At 44.8% G+C, this 15087-nt stretch carries 14 protein-coding genes and 1 other RNA gene; 5 read left to right on the top strand and 10 right to left on the bottom strand.

The window, feature by feature from the left end; genetic code table 11:
- Positions 1-10 precede the first annotated feature (10 nt).
- Positions 11-2626 carry an MIX and LysM peptidoglycan-binding domain-containing protein gene (locus OCU74_RS11695; RefSeq protein WP_087479892.1) on the bottom strand — a complete coding sequence of 872 codons (2616 nt, stop codon included), beginning with the start codon at positions 2624-2626 and terminating at the stop codon, positions 11-13.
- A gap of 403 nt (positions 2627-3029) precedes the next feature.
- Between OCU74_RS11695 and OCU74_RS11690 the strand changes: the two genes are divergently transcribed.
- The 3 genes from OCU74_RS11690 (at position 3030) to OCU74_RS11680 (ending at position 7182) form a co-directional block, all read left to right on the top strand.
- Complete coding sequence (locus tag OCU74_RS11690; RefSeq protein ID WP_159457390.1) at positions 3030-3200, top strand: hypothetical protein; 171 nt, start codon at positions 3030-3032, stop codon at positions 3198-3200.
- A gap of 983 nt (positions 3201-4183) precedes the next feature.
- Positions 4184-5635 (top strand): ATP-dependent nuclease, encoded by a 1452-nt coding sequence (locus tag OCU74_RS11685; protein WP_087479891.1) that lies wholly within the window; start codon positions 4184-4186, stop codon positions 5633-5635.
- An 86-nt stretch (positions 5636-5721) separates the two neighbouring features.
- The gene (locus OCU74_RS11680) at positions 5722-7182 is read left to right on the top strand and encodes a P-loop ATPase, Sll1717 family (protein WP_087479890.1); all 1461 of its coding nucleotides are present in this window, start codon (positions 5722-5724) and stop codon (positions 7180-7182) included.
- Between the two features lie 347 nt (positions 7183-7529).
- Here the strand turns inward: OCU74_RS11680 and OCU74_RS11675 are convergent, their stop codons facing one another.
- The 8 genes from OCU74_RS11675 to smpB form a co-directional block, all read right to left on the bottom strand.
- On the bottom strand, positions 7530-8444 hold the full coding sequence (locus OCU74_RS11675; RefSeq protein ID WP_234993540.1) for a virulence-associated E family protein: 915 nt from the start codon (positions 8442-8444) through the stop codon (positions 7530-7532).
- Positions 8441-8848 (bottom strand): hypothetical protein, encoded by a 408-nt coding sequence (locus OCU74_RS11670; RefSeq protein WP_234993539.1) that lies wholly within the window; start codon positions 8846-8848, stop codon positions 8441-8443. The genes OCU74_RS11675 and OCU74_RS11670 overlap by 4 nt, the downstream gene beginning before the upstream one ends.
- Complete coding sequence (locus tag OCU74_RS11665) at positions 8849-9868, bottom strand: hypothetical protein (RefSeq protein WP_087479889.1); 1020 nt, start codon at positions 9866-9868, stop codon at positions 8849-8851. It abuts the gene before it with no gap.
- 136 nt (positions 9869-10004) lie between these two features.
- The gene (locus tag OCU74_RS11660) at positions 10005-10745 is read right to left on the bottom strand and encodes a BRO-N domain-containing protein (protein WP_087479888.1); all 741 of its coding nucleotides are present in this window, start codon (positions 10743-10745) and stop codon (positions 10005-10007) included.
- Positions 10742-10945 carry a helix-turn-helix transcriptional regulator gene (locus OCU74_RS11655; RefSeq protein ID WP_234993538.1) on the bottom strand — a complete coding sequence of 68 codons (204 nt, stop codon included), beginning with the start codon at positions 10943-10945 and terminating at the stop codon, positions 10742-10744. The genes OCU74_RS11660 and OCU74_RS11655 overlap by 4 nt, the downstream gene beginning before the upstream one ends.
- A gap of 201 nt (positions 10946-11146) precedes the next feature.
- A complete protein-coding gene (locus OCU74_RS11650; protein WP_087479887.1) occupies positions 11147-12391 on the bottom strand; it encodes an integrase domain-containing protein in 1245 nt (414 codons plus the stop codon).
- A 186-nt stretch (positions 12392-12577) separates the two neighbouring features.
- Positions 12578-12943: a transfer-messenger RNA gene (gene ssrA / locus OCU74_RS11645) on the bottom strand.
- A 68-nt stretch (positions 12944-13011) separates the two neighbouring features.
- Entirely contained in the window at positions 13012-13491 is a 480-nt protein-coding gene (smpB, locus tag OCU74_RS11640; RefSeq protein WP_087479886.1) for an SsrA-binding protein SmpB, read from the bottom strand.
- 220 nt (positions 13492-13711) lie between these two features.
- Here smpB and OCU74_RS11635 point away from each other — a divergent pair, with 220 nt between their 5' ends.
- Together OCU74_RS11635 and OCU74_RS11630 are read left to right on the top strand one after the other, a co-directional pair.
- Positions 13712-14143, top strand: coding sequence for an SRPBCC family protein (locus tag OCU74_RS11635; protein ID WP_087479885.1), 432 nt, complete (start codon positions 13712-13714; stop codon positions 14141-14143).
- Complete coding sequence (locus OCU74_RS11630) at positions 14140-14499, top strand: RnfH family protein (RefSeq protein ID WP_087479884.1); 360 nt, start codon at positions 14140-14142, stop codon at positions 14497-14499. The genes OCU74_RS11635 and OCU74_RS11630 overlap by 4 nt, the downstream gene beginning before the upstream one ends.
- Before the next feature lie 43 nt (positions 14500-14542).
- Here the strand turns inward: OCU74_RS11630 and bamE are convergent, their stop codons facing one another.
- Positions 14543-14905 (bottom strand): outer membrane protein assembly factor BamE, encoded by a 363-nt coding sequence (bamE, locus tag OCU74_RS11625; RefSeq protein ID WP_087479883.1) that lies wholly within the window; start codon positions 14903-14905, stop codon positions 14543-14545.
- Positions 14906-15087: the final 182 nt, after the last annotated feature.

Below are 15087 nucleotides of genomic sequence, written 5' to 3'. Positions count from 1 at the left end.
TCACCACTACCTATAAATCATTGGAAATTTTGAAATTGTTAAACCTGTTTTTATTGATATATTCTTCAACTTCTTGAGGTATACGAGACTCTACTTTCTCTTCAATACTATCAAATAACTCATTAAGTCCAATTAAATCGTAAAGCTCATTAAAGATTATTTTCCCTTCACCGGCACCGTATATACCAGCTCCTAATGCTGAACTACCAACAACCAATAAAATAGCAGGAGCGGAAGAAATACTTAATACGGTAACAATCGTTCCTCCGACGATTGCTCCGATATAACCACCAGCCCAGCCACCAATTACACCACCGGTTTCAACAGTAGTTGCCCTTGCACAATCACTCAATCCACCGGCTTCGCATTGCTGAGTGACTGAATAGGTGGCACTGGCAATACTCAAGCCGATGGACACTTTGCCTGCGTTTTCTGCGTATTTCACCCACTTTGATGTATTTGCGAGATGTCTGCCAAGCTCCGGTACTCGTCCGCCTTCCAGAATTTCATCCGCATGGTGAATGAGTGATTTGGTTGAATGAATGCCAAGTTTCTCTTTCAATCCGGTATTGACGGGAAGGCTCAGCGTTTTCTGGGTGAGTTTATCCAGTTGTGAATCGAGCAGACCGGTTAATGCCTGACGTTGTTGAATAAATGCTTCCCGACCGATATGTTTGCCCAAGAAACGAATATATAAACCATCCAGCTTTTGCAGGGTTGCAGCCACGTTTTCCAGATGTTTCTGCATCGCCGGAGCCAACGTTCCCGTTGCGGCACTGCTCCATGCAAAGGCGTCACTCGGTGCGCCCTGTTCGAATGCTTCACAGACTTTGCAGTCCAGTGTTTCAAAGTAACGGTGATTCAGTTCGGCCTGTTCATCCGATAATTCACCAATCGCTTCGCTGGCAATTTTCGCCTCTTCCTGTAATACATTGAGTTTTTGTTGCTCTTGGTCTGATTGCGGCGCCTGACTGGCGAGTATCACCAGTTCTCCGGGGCGAACCGGGTCATTCAGATGACCGTTCAGTTGTTGCAGCATCGAGCGCACTTCCGGGGCGGTTTCATCCGCAAGTAAATCGTTCCACAAACTGGCCTGAGACTGACGCTTTTCAACTATAGAAAAACCCAGATCAAAGGCAACAGGTTCATCGGTAATGCGCACCAGCGGAATATCTGCCGTGATCAGACTTTCATCCTGAATGGAGATCACCTGGGTGCCGGTAAGATATTTATCCTGATACCGATACCAGCTATTGAGCGGTTGATTATAATCCTGCGGGGATTGAGGAGGCATCGCACTGATTCTTTCCGGCACGACTGCGCTTTCCTGCTCCGCTCTGATATTCAGCACATCCCCGATTTTCAATGTCATCGGGTCTGCGTGATAAGCAGGATTCAGATTCAGCAATTCTTTGGCACTGAGTCCGTATTGCTGGGCGATTTCCGGCCATGATTCCCGCTTGTCACTCCCCGGAGCACGCTGCACCGTGTGGGTGGTCGGCTCATCGGGCTGCTCTTGTTTCTGTTCTGCCGACTTCCGGCTCATGACCGGTTGACGGGTTGCATCCAGCAGGGCACTGATATCCAGATGAATCCCATGTTGTGCAATGGTGTCATCCAGATGATTCAGTTGCTCCAAGGTGATGGGCTGCTTCAGATAGACCAGTGACTGATTGTTTATCTCCACACCATTTATTTTCCAGAACACCAGTAAGGCCCGATGACTACACGGACAGCCTCTTGCTGTATTCAACACTCCTTCGCGGGAAAGCGTGGCATAAAACAGACCTTCACCATCTTCAGGCAGAAAGTATTCCTGAACCAATTTGTTATCCCGGAAATGATACAGATACCCGGATGCCGGAAAGCCAAGGCGTCCGCCGACCTGCACCACTGGCTGGATAGGAATATAGGCATCACGGACCATCACTGAACCAATGGGTTTTACCCGTACAGGCTCGGGCAGACTGACACCAAGCGGGGCGCTGTCACTGAAGGCATAGAGCCTTTTCTGTTCGTTATATGCTGCGCGGTATACATAGCGGGTGCCGTGTTCCGTCCGGTTTTTCTGCTGTGGCCCGGTCTTCACTTCCGCCTTCTTACCTTGTAGTACAAAACCATAGCGTAGCATCGACAGGCGGGATTCATCTGAGCAGGCGATTTCCAGCATATATTCATATTTCGAGGCAGGAACCTGATCGGCATTATCCGGGATGGTTGGCTCCGGAACATAAGGCGGCATCGGCAGAGCCGGATGCAGACTCCCTGAATAGCCAGTACCGGAACTTCCTCCGGCAGCATGACTTCCGGCACCTTTTTCTGACAGTGCTACTCTTGCTCTATAGGCGTTTTGTGCCAGCGTCTCCAGTTGATCGGCCACGAGTGGATTGATTTGCCAGCTCTGGTGGTTCATTTCATCCTGAGCCTGAATCATCAGCGGCTCTGATGGTGTATCGTGCAGTAAAACCAGCTCCCCTTTTTTTAACTCGGCCTGCAATTGTCTGAAACTCATTCCGGTGGGAAGCGCTGTTTTTAAATCGGATTCTCTGAGGGAATCGAAATCTCCTTCGACCTGACCAAATTCATAAGCCATCAGATCGGTTAATCGAACGACGTTGTAACTCATATTAATATTATTCTGTTGGGCTGGTTGTAAATAAGGTGCATATCCTACAGGAAATAGAAAAAAGATGGATCAGGTAATGAACGGTTAAGATGATGACGTCTGAAAGTTCTTCCATTTTTTCCCGTTGACACCCCCAAACATCAGGATTACCCTACCGATGTACTGGCAAAATCCAGTGCCGGGATTAGGACCCCGCATCGTTTCCCCAAGGCGCATTGTCGCCAGCTTTCTGCTGGCATTTTTATGTGCGGTCTTAGCACACCTGAATTATGGTGGGCTGGATTGAGGCTGACTTCGGTCAGGCCGCGTCCTTGGGAGCGGTTGTCCTAAACTCGTCCAGCTCACCACCCATTGATTAGGACCTCTGTGTGGTGATTCATCCTCTTACCCCCAAGGAGTTTTTATGGAGGAAAAAATCCCTCATGAGTTCGAACTGACACAAAAAGCTCGTGAATATCTGATCCAGTTACAGGATGTTTATGTCAATACAGATCGGAAAGAGCTCCGTGATGTTCTGCTTTACCTCAATAACCTGTTGACCAATGAGGTAGCAAGGCTGATGCATCAAGAGTGACAATGACGGCTTAGGGAATTAATTTAGAGCCGTATTGTGTTGTAGCGGCTCTGTTTCGTATCCTCAACCAGTGCCTGTCCAGCGCTTTTCACCACCGGATGATTCTTGTCTCTTCAAATACACTTACTCTCGGGAACACTCTGTACATTTACACGGAAATAAACGGATGCCTCAACAGGCCAGCCATGCATCTTCCTGTCGCAGTTTTCTTCGAGTAACTTCAATTGTGCGCAGTTTATCTTAACGGTGTGCGGTTTCCCGATTTCGGGGGATGTTTTTCTCGAAAGTGCGCAGTTTTAATTGCGCACCTTGTTAACAAACAAACACAACAACTAATTAAAATCAATCAGTTACAATTTCATTATTTATTTTCCACCAAGTTGTGATTCCCTGAAAATGCGCAGTTTGGCCGATGTAAAGTGCGCAGTTTTTCAGATCATTCTGCGCATTTTTATCAATGGATATGGTAGCCGGGTCTCTGATTATCATCTTGTTCTATTGAGTGGATTTTAATGCGGTAAAAAACTGAACCTCTTCCATAATCTTCTACTCTCTGGCCCATACAGAGCACGGAGTGGTGGGTTACTAAATCTGTTCCACCACTAATCCACCACCTGTCCCACCACGGTGAAAGCCTTACTATGTAAGGGATACACCAATAAATGGTGGGATAAAGGATTAGATTGTTAGTAAATACCAGAACCGATAGATACGCCATAGAATGGCTAATCAGCTACCAGCCTGAGATGGGACGTTTCTCTTGTCATGAGTTGACCTATTTTTACTAATGGTCGAATATGTACTTAGTTTAGTATGGTGTACTAGATAGAGACTGTTTGTAATTGTCACATTGGTTATACAGAATTGTTAGTGAAAACAATTCGATATCAGAAATGACTCTGTATTTTCTGCCGAATTTATACAGCTCAATTCTAGTTAAAAGATACAGTTAGTAGTTTTAAAATTTATATGAAGGACTATAAATGGCTTTGAGTAAAGAGGTTAGAAAACTAGCAGCCAAGTGGCAGCGTGGTGATTTTCCAAAACATTTGGAGTGGATCGAGCTGGATCGAGTAAGAGGGTGGTCTGGACAAAGGACAGACTTTAATTTTCCGATTGTCGCGATCTGTGGCGAAAACGGAGCGGGAAAAAGTACGATAATTCAAGCTGTAGCCAGCATTTATGAAAGCACAACTGCCGAAAAGTACTTTGCTTCAACATTTTTTCCCGATACAGCCTGGGACTCATTAACAGGCGTCGTAATTAAGGCTTCTGTCAAAGAAGGGCAAAATTCAACTGAAGTTTCTGTTAGAAAGCCAACGACTAGATGGCGAGGCAACGATACCAGAAGAAAGCGGCCGGTTATATATTTAGATCTTAGGAGAATACAGCCAATATCTGCTCGTACTGGATATGCGAGATTAGCAAAATCCGCGTTAAACGAAGCTAGTTCGACCGACTTCGCAACCGATTCACTACAGAGATTATCTAGTATTATTGGAAAATCATACGCATCAGCAAGACAAGCAACTACTAACCTAGATCAAACTAGAAATGTACCTGTTGTATCCCATGACGGTACGGAATACTCAGGTTTTCACCAGGGAGCAGGGGAAGCAACAGTTGCCGATCTAATCAGTATTGATATTCCACAATATAGTATTGTTTTGGTTGACGAAATCGAAACATCCCTTCATCCCAGAGCGCAGCGTAGATTGATAAGAGACTTGGCGGAAATATCGAGAATAAAGCTTGTTCAGTTTGTTATAACTACGCATTCACCATATGTATTGGAAGAATTGCCTGCATCAGCAAGAGTTTATGTATTTAAGAATGGCGCAGAAAAATGTGTGGTGCCGGGTGTAAGTGCTCAGTTCGCTCTATCAAAAATGGATGAAGAAATTCACCCTGAGATCGACGTCTATGTAGAAGACAACACTGCCACGATTCTCATTGAAGAAATAATGGCAAGAAAATCACTTGGAAACTTATCGCGGTGTTTAATATCACCATTTGGTGCTGCATCTGTAGGAAAGTCTCTTGGACAAATGGTTGAGGGAAATAGGTTTTCACGACCCACTGTAGTTATTCTTGATGCCGACCAAGATCCAGCTCCAGGCTGCATGATACTTCCGGGTGAAGATGCACCAGAAAGGCAGCTATTCGAAGACTTACAGCAGATAGCTTGGCAAGGAATATCACCATTGATAAATCGATCCCATTCAGATTTTGTCAGTGCAGCCGAAAATGCCTTAACGCTTCCTGATCATCATGAATGGATTAAATCGGTTGCTGACCGTATCACCATTGGTACTGAGGAGCTATGGAGAGCAATGTGTCGCGTATGGCTCGATAGCAGTGCAGATGAAACTGTTGGGGACGACATAATTGAGCGAATTGATGATCTGTTAAATTCAGATATTCAGGAGGCCTAACAAGCGTTGCACCGGACAAGTCGGTGAACGCGGCGTTAGTTTTCACCAGCCATTCCCAACTTTTCAATCAAAGGAGCTAACGAATAGTGATTAAAATCAATTTAAAAGACAAAAAAATATTTGGAAACGAAGCGGGAGAAGATGAAAAATTAGCAGTCTTAAACTCATATTACATAGAACATAGTAATTTTGATGATTTTTTTGATAGCGACGAAAGGCTATCAATTGTATCGGCTCGCAAAGGTATGGGGAAGTCAGCTTTATTATCAAGGTTAGAGTTTAAGCTAATTAACGATGAAAATTATAAAAGACCTCTAATAATTAGGGTGAAAGGGAATGAGTTATTAGGGCTTGGTGACTTTAAAGGTGAAGATCATTCGTATTTAGAGAATTACTGGAAGCAAATTATATGTAAACGGATAATCGTCGAAATTGGTAATCAAATTGGTTTTGCTCTAAACAGTGATGAAATGTCATTTGTAGAACTATCTGAAATCGAGGGTCTGAAGAGTAAAAACTTAGTAGGAGGCTTAATAGCCAGAGTTAAAGGAAAGCTCCCGGGGACTGGATTTGAAGTTAAGAGCGATGTTCCAGCTAATTTAGACAAGCTTCTACAACGTTATCAAGATAATGATAATTCTCCAAATGTTTGGTTATTAGTTGATGATATTGATGCAAAATTTCAAAATACCAACGAGAACCAAGCCCGTGTTGGTTCATTTTTTAGTGCCATAAGATCTTTATCATTTGACAATCAAAACTTAAATATAAGAGCAACTGTGCGAAGTGATGTATGGTCCTGCCTTCGTCATCTAGAAGATTTAGATAAATTGCAGCAGTATATTATTGAAATCTTTTGGAGTAAAAAGTATATGCGAGATATGTTGGCTCAAAAGATTCTTGTTTATATCCAGAAAAACTTTCCTGATAGTAATGAAGCGAAGCTTAAACTGAAAAGTGATTACAATAAAATAATAGATATTGTTTTCAATTCACCCATTGAATGGCGTGGTGATAGAGATGCTAAACTTTTCGATGCGATCAGTGCTTTTTCGAATAGGCGACCGCGGTGGATGGGGCAACTTTGTCGAATGGCGAGTAAAAAAGCCAGCGAGAATGCAAGAATAAAAAAGGTAAACATTGATCATATTAATTATATTCTGTCTGACTTTGGGGCTTTAAGAAGAGATGACTTGATAAAAGAGCATAGCCATCAATTTGAGGAACTTACGCATTTAATTGACTCCTTAAGATCAACACAAAAAGAATTTACACAATCAGAGCTACACTTAATCATCGAAAGCAATTTTATTAGGGGGAGGGATGTTAGCGCTATCCCTAAAATAGATGGGAAAACTTATGTCGAAAGTGAAGACTTAGGTGATTTTCTATATAAACTAGGTCTTATCTCAAGAGCACATGAAGACGGAAAAACATTCACTCATTATACTGACGATCCAGACTTGTATCGCTCCTTAGAAAGCCGAAAAGACAATATTGTCTGGTCGATTCATCCGGCATATCGTACCTTTCTAAATATAAAATGAAAGCTAACAAGATACCCTCCTCACCTACTAAAAACGGTTTAGTACAATATCGCTAAATCGTTTCTGTCCCGAATCATGTTACAGGCACAGCCTCTGCTCCCTCTAGAACAGAACCTACATTTTAACCCACCAGTCCCACCATAATGTGTTCTAAGCCTTGCTACTACTGGGGTGAGACGTGGTGGGTTAGCCGAAATGTGTCCCACCACTTTCCACTAATCCACCACTAAACCCACCACAAAAGAGCCGGATTGAACAAGAAATACACTGATCAGTGTGTGGATGAGAGAATCAGTCACACCGAGATTTTGCTTATCAACCGAAACGGCATAGAGCGTTAGGGATGACTACTCCCTGCGATTTGTCACAACGACGATCAGGTACTGGCTCTTCCCCCGGCTGGTTCTTGACTCAATCAGTCCTTCACTGGCAAGTTTGGTCAGGGCTTTACCGATGGTTCGGCTGCGTTGTTTTTGCTCTCCCAGATATTCACAGACTTCCGTAGCGGTTAACCATTCACCTTTGCGGTACTGACTTTCCGGCACATGGACAAACTTGTCATAGAGAACATGATACCAGTCTCCTTTGTCATTGTGCCGCTCGGTAGCGTGACTGACTAAACGTTGCTCTGTGGCGGTCAGCATCCACCCGTAACCACCGTCATACATGGATTTTACTTCCAGCCAGAACTGTTTTAACTGCTCCGGATGTTGATGGGTCAGACTGCCGCTTCCGTCATAGTGCCAGCCGAGTATTTCATTCACTTTGTCCATATTAATCGGGCGGCTAATCTCAATCACTCCATAGCGGCTGTTCCCGGTTTCGTCTTTCAGGAAGTCGGTGCCGTTTACACTGGCAATAAAATGGGTTTTCCTTGGCTTTCTGACATCACTTTTCGCAAACGGCGGGCGTACCGTATCCACCTGTTTGGTTAAGAAGGCTTTAATCGAGCCCTGATGGGCAAAGCGGCTTTTCGTGGTTCGTTCAAGCTCGCCAAGTTCAACAATAAACGAACGAATCGCGTGTAATACACTGTCTTTACTGTTCGGATTCAGATCCGCACCTTCCAGAAAGGCTCGGGGTAACATGTTGGCTATCCGGTCAATGAAGGCTGTTTTCATGACGGATTGACTACCTTGTAACACCGGGGTTAACTTACTTTTAAACCGGGGCTCATACAGTGAGGCGACAGCGCCCACCAGCCAGCGGGACATCACTATCCATGCAATTTCAGGGTTGTTTGCATTCAAACATTCAATCACGGCGCTGACCCGGTGGATCCCATCCCACTGCCCGTTTCCCAACCAGTTTTTGACCGGGTGATAGAGTTATGCTCTGATAGTGCGGTCAGGTGATCGTCGATGGCCTGTCTCGGCATATCACAGATAGACATTGCTGAGATAATCTTACTGCGTATGGCGTCCGGCGACTGAGTGGGTTGACCACGTTGTAATATCTCCAGTTCAAACGTCATTTCATTCAGGGCGCCCTGAACACCAAGATGGTCAAGCAGAGTTGCCAGATTATCCGCCGTATTCAATATCTGGGGCATACCGTTGCCTCTTGGCCGGGTATGAGGGAACTCCGGGATACGGACTTCATCCACAGTCGGCTGAGTCGATGTGTTTAGCGAAGAGATATTTGTAGGTTTTGGGATATCACTCATTTATCGTCCCTCCCGGATACTGTGGAGCTTCAACGCCTGCTGATAGGCAATGTACTGGCGCTTATTATGTGCGTCCTGCTCCGGGAAGTATTTAGCAAGTGCTTTTAGTGCAGTACCGCTATCCCCGGCAAAAGAGCGGAGAGTGAGAAAATCAAATTGGTCGATACATTTACCTGTCGCACAGGGATCGCTGGTGTGATGGGAGTAATAACGCGCTTTTCCATCAGGGCCGGAAAGAATATAAGCTCCGGCTGTTTTGCTGGTGGATTCAGGTGGCAGCCATGCCCTGCCTTGCCGCTTGTATCCGTACTGATTCAGTAACTCAGGCCATGAATAGCTCTGGTTGACTACATCGATGATTGAAACCTGCCCATTGATCAGGTGCTCCGGATGGGATGGCTTTATTTGAGCTACTTTTTCTTGCTTGATGACCTGAGCCTGTCGTTTCTGCTCGGTATCAAATGTTATCGCATCATCGAATAACTGCGAGCCACCCAGATTAAGCGGACTCCCGGTATTGATATGGCAGTGATATTCACTGCCAATAAAACGCACGGGTAAGAACATGATTTGCTGAGGGCGGTTTGAACAGTCATCGGCAAGGAGGCAATAGGCCAGATAAGTCTGGAGAATGCGCCACTCATCAAGGTTGAGTCCATGACCTAATTCGATATAAACCCGGTATCGGTTTCCTTTACCGTCCTGCCGGTGGCTTGCGGTCGTATGAACAAGGAAAGAATGAATCCCCAGACCAAGCAAGGTGTCGTTGATGGTCTTCATGCAATGTTCGGTATCATCCAAATCCAGACGTAGCAGCGTAAAATGATTATGTGCGGTGATGTCTTCCAGACGTTTGTTCGGGCAGTCCGTTGCGGTAATGGCCTTGCTGAGTTTTTTCGCTTGCCGGGCGACGCTGGTTTGAATGAATGGGGGTGAGCTTATCAGCTGGGTGAGCGTCTGCCAGTCAATGAAGTCAAAATCATGGGTTTGCTGTATGTGCTCAATCAGTAGGTATTTCATGCGACTTCCCTCCGGGATATCAACATGAGCGATTTACCTTCGGTGGTAAGCATGGCTTTAACATGCCTGAATTCAGGCAAGCCGAGCCCCTGCGGGTATACCGCATATCCTGTATTTTTCATGGTCTGATTCTCTGTTAGTGGTGGGCTGTCTGTTGTGCTTTGGTTAGCTGGCTGGTGGTGAACTTGTGATCCCAGTTTTTGCGCATTGGCAATTTATTGTTTCGATAGAGTTTGTAGAGCATGTATGCTCCTTTATGGGTCACCAGTGTATTTTGCACCTCCCGGGTATTCACGCCGTTCAGTTGCATACAAAAGGCTGGGATAGTCATACCGACCGCAAACTGATGCGTCAGGTCTTCAATCGTACTGGATAACAGATCATTCTCCTGAGCCCGTTCATTGAGTGTGTTTTCCGCTATCAGCAACGCTTTTGCCATGAGTTCTTCTGCACTGAACATCGCCTGCCCCTGAGCATAAGCCCCATATTTGCGGATGGATGGTAATACTTCCTCACATATCCAGTCCTGAAAGGCTTCGGCTTCTGGCAACGTACTTTTCATGGTCAGCCGGTATAAGTCAGACTCCGGGATTAAAACAATTCCCCGCTGTCCGAAGTATCGGTGTGAACTCAATCGGAAATCCCGACTGAGTTTTCTTTTCCTGGCATATCTCGTCAGTGCATCATTTATATTTTTGTGGCCCAGCTTTAAGGCCACTTCTTTGCCAATAAACCAAGGGTTACCGTCAGCATGGGTTAGTACCGTCAGGTCACCAAACTGCGGGCTATTGAACACCTCCAATGTATTGGCTGAACGAAAATTACTTTCCATGTGAACTGATGTTTTCTGTAGCGGAGTGCTTTCTTTTCTCATCATGCCGCCGCCTCATCACGCATTGCGACCTGTTGAGCCTTCCACTCATTGATTTCACTTTCTACCCATGCCACAGACCTTGCACCCAGTGAAACGGGTTTGGGAAATCTGTCTTCAGCGATGTATGCATAGATGGTTGATTTGGACAAAGTTGTACTTTCCATTACTTTTTTTAATTTCCAGAAATTCACACTTTCAGTCATTGCTCTTCCTCCAGACAGGCATAAAAAAAGCCCACTCCGGGAAGGAAGTGGGCTTATCGATAAGTTGATAAATTTTAGGTATAAAAAAAGCCGTCGGTAAGGACGGCTTTCAAACGTGCGCATGGCGGCACGATTGGAAAATTATGAAACACTTTTTTGGAAGAGTCAATACCTTGGTGATCGCTAATGGATGAAAAGAGATTAGCTTCCGACCACTTTTAGTGTCTTAAAGCCTGTTACTGAAAGGCTACCGATACTTGCTTGCTCGATATGTTCACTCCACCAATGCATTACCTTCCGGCGTCTCTCAAGGTAATCCGTACGGTTGTATACACCACGAACTTTGTCTGTATCCACATGGGCTAGTGCTGCTTCTATTACGTCAGAATCAAAGCCTTGTTCATTAAGTGTCGTACTTGCCAAAGAGCGTAATCCATGAGCTGTGCTTCTATCCTTAAATCCCATTCTCTTAAGCGCTGCATTAGCCGTTTGACTATTAACACCTTTTTTAGGGTTACGATCTGCGGGGAATACATATTCTCTGTGCCCACTGATTGGTTTTATTGCTTCGAGAATAGCCAGTGATTGCGGAGTTAAAGGAACACGATGTTCTTTTTTCTTTTTCATGCGGGAAGGAGGAATAATCCAGATTTGCTTATTGAAGTCGATTTCATCCCATCGCGTTCCCGCCGCCTCATTTGGCCTAACCATTGTATGTAATTGCCATTCAATCAAGAACTTTGTCACCATTTTTGTATTCGAATGCGAGAGGGTGGCCATGAGTTCCGGTAATTCTTTCGGGGTTAGTGCTGGATTATTCTGCTTGGTTGCTATCTTAAAGGCAGCTTTAATACCAGAAATAGGATTAGCATGTATTAGGCCTATGTTAACGGCATAATCCATGATTTCGTTTAGGCGCTGATTTACCCGTTTTACGGTATCAAGTTTTCCTTGAGCTTCAATTGGTCTGATTGCATTGATGACTTTAGGGGCTGTGATTTCACTGACTGGGGTGTTGCCAAGTGTAGGAAAGGCATGGAGTTCCAGAGAACGCCAGATATCAACACCGTGATCATGGCTGATACTATGTTTTTTTATATCGAACCATTGGGCAGCAACATTTTGAAGTGTGTGTTTCAGTGCAGCGGCTTGAGCTACTCGTTGAGTGTCGCGGTGTTCTTTGGGATCGATATTTTGGACAAGTAACTCTCTGGCTTTCACAGCCTCTTTTCGGGCGTTAGCAAGTGAAAGGTCAGGATACATTCCTAAACTGAGGTTAGTGCGCTTTTTACTGATTGGTTTTAGATAGTTTAAGAGCCAAGATTTGGAGCCGTTCGGTTTAATTCTAAGCTTTAATCCTTGCCCATCAACTAGGTAGTATTCTTTATCTTTTGGTTTTGCTTCTTTGACCTGAGTTGCAGTTAATGATGTTGTCTGTCTTGCCATAGGGATACTCTTTTAGGAACACTGAAAACGGGAATTTTGGTTGGTGTTCCTATTAGTGTTCCTAAAAATGCTGGATTTTGCAAATCTACTCTGGACTGTAAAAGACCATAACATATCGTAAGTTATTGATTTTTGGTTGTTGCAGGCAAGAAAAAAGACGCCCGAGGACGTCTTTAAACTATGATTTGGTGGAGCTGGCGGGAGTTGAACCCGCGTCCGAAAACCATTCATCTTTGGTACTACATGCTTAGTCGATCTTTAATTTCACTACCACCTGCGAACCGACACGCGAATGAATAGCTAACCTGAATTAGATCTTACGCTTCATCCCTCAGGTGGGGGAATCCACGCCAGCTTGATTGTTTTTGACCTTCTGAACTCCCCGTCCTACAAGCGGAGGCTAGGGCAGAAGGGCTCTGAGCAGGTTATTAAGCTGCTAGTGCGTAGTTTTCGTCGTTTGCGACTATTTTTTTGCGGTTTGTTAACGAGGCCTACCGCACCTCGGCATGCACCTCAGACTGCAAAATTCCCGTCGAATCCTGAATCAGCCCCAGAGGTAGAGTGTGCATACTACCAGAATTGCTCCCGGTGTCTAGTACTGCACAATCATATGGTTAAGTTTAGCGCAGAGAGCTCTTCATGACCCGGTCCTTTTGCCGTTGCCAGTCTCTGTCTTTGACCGTGTCACGTTTGTCGTGCAGCTTCTTACCTTTGGCGACCCCGATTTTTATCTTGACCCATGAACGGGACCAATACAGCGATAGCGCTGTTAAGGTCATCCCTTCACGGTTAATGCGTCCGAATAAGTTATCGAGTTCGCGTCGGGAAAGCAGCAGTTTACGCACCCGGGTCGGATTTGCGACGACGTGTGTTGAAGCCTGTTGCAGTGGCGTGATGCTCATGCCGGAGATAAATGCTTCTCCGCCACGCAGGAACACATAGCTTTCTGCGATATTGGCTTTGCCCTGGCGAAGTGATTTGACTTCCCAGCCCTGAAGCTCCAGACCTGCTTCTATCTCATCTTCAATGAAATATTCGTGGCGGGCTTTCTTGTTGAGAGCAATTGTGTTGCTCCCTGCTTTTGATTTTTTCTTTACCATAGTGGGGCGTATTATACGGATTGCGTGTGTGTTGGGAAATCCTTTTGTTTGAATTGACTCGAAATATACGTGATTGAGGTATAAGAATGGCAGGAACGACTCTTTTCAGAGTACAACTTTCGTCTTTGTATGAGCCGGGTTTTCACACTGACCTTGAGCTCACTTGTGTATCACAGTAAAATCACACCGCTTGGATGTAAAGAGGAATGAAGGAGCATCTATGAAGCAGGTGAGTCGTTCTGCACTGGTATCGTTTAGCGCTGAACAGATGTTTAATTTAGTCAATGATGTGATGCGTTATCCTGAGTTCTTACCAGGATGTTCCGGCGCGAGAGTGATTGAATCGAATTCTGACAAGATGGTCGCTGCTGTTGACGTGTCTAAAGCAGGCATCAGCAAAACCTTTACCACATCGAATCAGTTAAAAACAGGTGAAGCCATTTTAATGGATCTGGTTGATGGGCCGTTTAAGATGCTGCGTGGCGGCTGGTATTTTACACCATTGGATGAACTAGCCTGCAAAGTCGAACTGAAACTTGAATTTGAGTTTTCCAGTAAGATGATTGAGCTGGCATTCGGTAAGGTGTTTCATGAGCTGACCAATAATATGGTGAATGCTTTTACCAAGCGGGCAAAGCAGGTATATGTATGACGGATGAAGCCAGTACTATTCACGTTGAAGTTGTATATGCGCTTCCTCATGAGCAGCGGGTTCTGTCGCTGGTTGTGGCTCAGTCGATGACGGTGGAAGAGATTATCCGCCATTCCGGTGTACTGAGTATGTATCCGGAAATTGATCTGGAAAAGAATAAAGTGGGTATTTTCAGCCGTAATGTGAAGCTGGATTCGACAGTTCGCGACAGAGATCGGATTGAAATTTATCGCCCTCTGCTGGCTGATCCGAAAGAGATTCGCAGGAAGCGGGCTGAACAGGCAAAGGTTGCCGGAAAAGCTGATCCGGTGACCGGTGGAAAACCGAATCCACTCAAAAAGCAGCAGCAAGATTAATGAATATTGAAAAAGCCCGCATTGCGGGCTTTTTTATGAATATTTACTGGATGCTTTCAAAGAAGTTGTCACTATTATTAAAGTCACCAGCAAGGTGAATCAGTGAACCAGTTTTATCAAATCTGACTATCAGATTCTTCTGGATCGGATCTTCATGTCCCGCGACATGATGATAGATGTAGTACCAGGTATCCGGATAACCATTCTCAACCAACATGGGTGAGCCGAGGACATAACGTACCTGCTGCTTGGTCATGCCGAATTTCAGTTGATCAACTGCCTGTTGATCAACATAGTTTCCCTGATTGATATCAATACGGTAAACCAACATATCGGTAACCGATGAACATCCACTCAGGATAAATATCGCTAACGATGCGGTAATGAGATACTTCTTAAGTTGCATAGTTTGTTTACTACATTGTCATTTAGAGTTAACGCTTGGCTGATAATAAACAAGCTTGGTGAAGAAGTAAAAGGATTCCCCGCCATCTTGCCATATACTCAGACTACAAATTTTGGATTTTGTTGCATCGGATCGATTTTTTTCATCAATATGATTCATTATATGCCTTAATGGACATATTG

This window comes from Vibrio mangrovi (assembly GCF_024346955.1).
GTDB lineage: Bacteria > Pseudomonadota > Gammaproteobacteria > Enterobacterales > Vibrionaceae > Vibrio > Vibrio mangrovi.
Note: the sequence above shows the minus strand (reverse complement) of the source record. Positions and strands in the feature narration are given on the sequence as shown.

Coding starts and splice junctions, on each gene's coding strand:
- OCU74_RS11695 (WP_087479892.1), bottom strand. CDS start 2,626: ATGAGTTACAACGTCGTTCGATTAACCGATCTGATGGCTTATGAATTT.
- OCU74_RS11690 (WP_159457390.1), top strand. CDS start 3,030: ATGGAGGAAAAAATCCCTCATGAGTTCGAACTGACACAAAAAGCTCGT.
- OCU74_RS11685 (WP_087479891.1), top strand. CDS start 4,184: ATGGCTTTGAGTAAAGAGGTTAGAAAACTAGCAGCCAAGTGGCAGCGT.
- OCU74_RS11670 (WP_234993539.1), bottom strand. CDS start 8,848: ATGAGTGATATCCCAAAACCTACAAATATCTCTTCGCTAAACACATCG.
- OCU74_RS11665 (WP_087479889.1), bottom strand. CDS start 9,868: ATGAAATACCTACTGATTGAGCACATACAGCAAACCCATGATTTTGAC.
- OCU74_RS11660 (WP_087479888.1), bottom strand. CDS start 10,745: ATGATGAGAAAAGAAAGCACTCCGCTACAGAAAACATCAGTTCACATG.
- OCU74_RS11655 (WP_234993538.1), bottom strand. CDS start 10,945: ATGACTGAAAGTGTGAATTTCTGGAAATTAAAAAAAGTAATGGAAAGT.
- OCU74_RS11650 (WP_087479887.1), bottom strand. CDS start 12,391: ATGGCAAGACAGACAACATCATTAACTGCAACTCAGGTCAAAGAAGCA.
- smpB (WP_087479886.1), bottom strand. CDS start 13,491: ATGGTAAAGAAAAAATCAAAAGCAGGGAGCAACACAATTGCTCTCAAC.
- OCU74_RS11635 (WP_087479885.1), top strand. CDS start 13,712: ATGAAGCAGGTGAGTCGTTCTGCACTGGTATCGTTTAGCGCTGAACAG.
- OCU74_RS11630 (WP_087479884.1), top strand. CDS start 14,140: ATGACGGATGAAGCCAGTACTATTCACGTTGAAGTTGTATATGCGCTT.
- bamE (WP_087479883.1), bottom strand. CDS start 14,905: ATGCAACTTAAGAAGTATCTCATTACCGCATCGTTAGCGATATTTATC.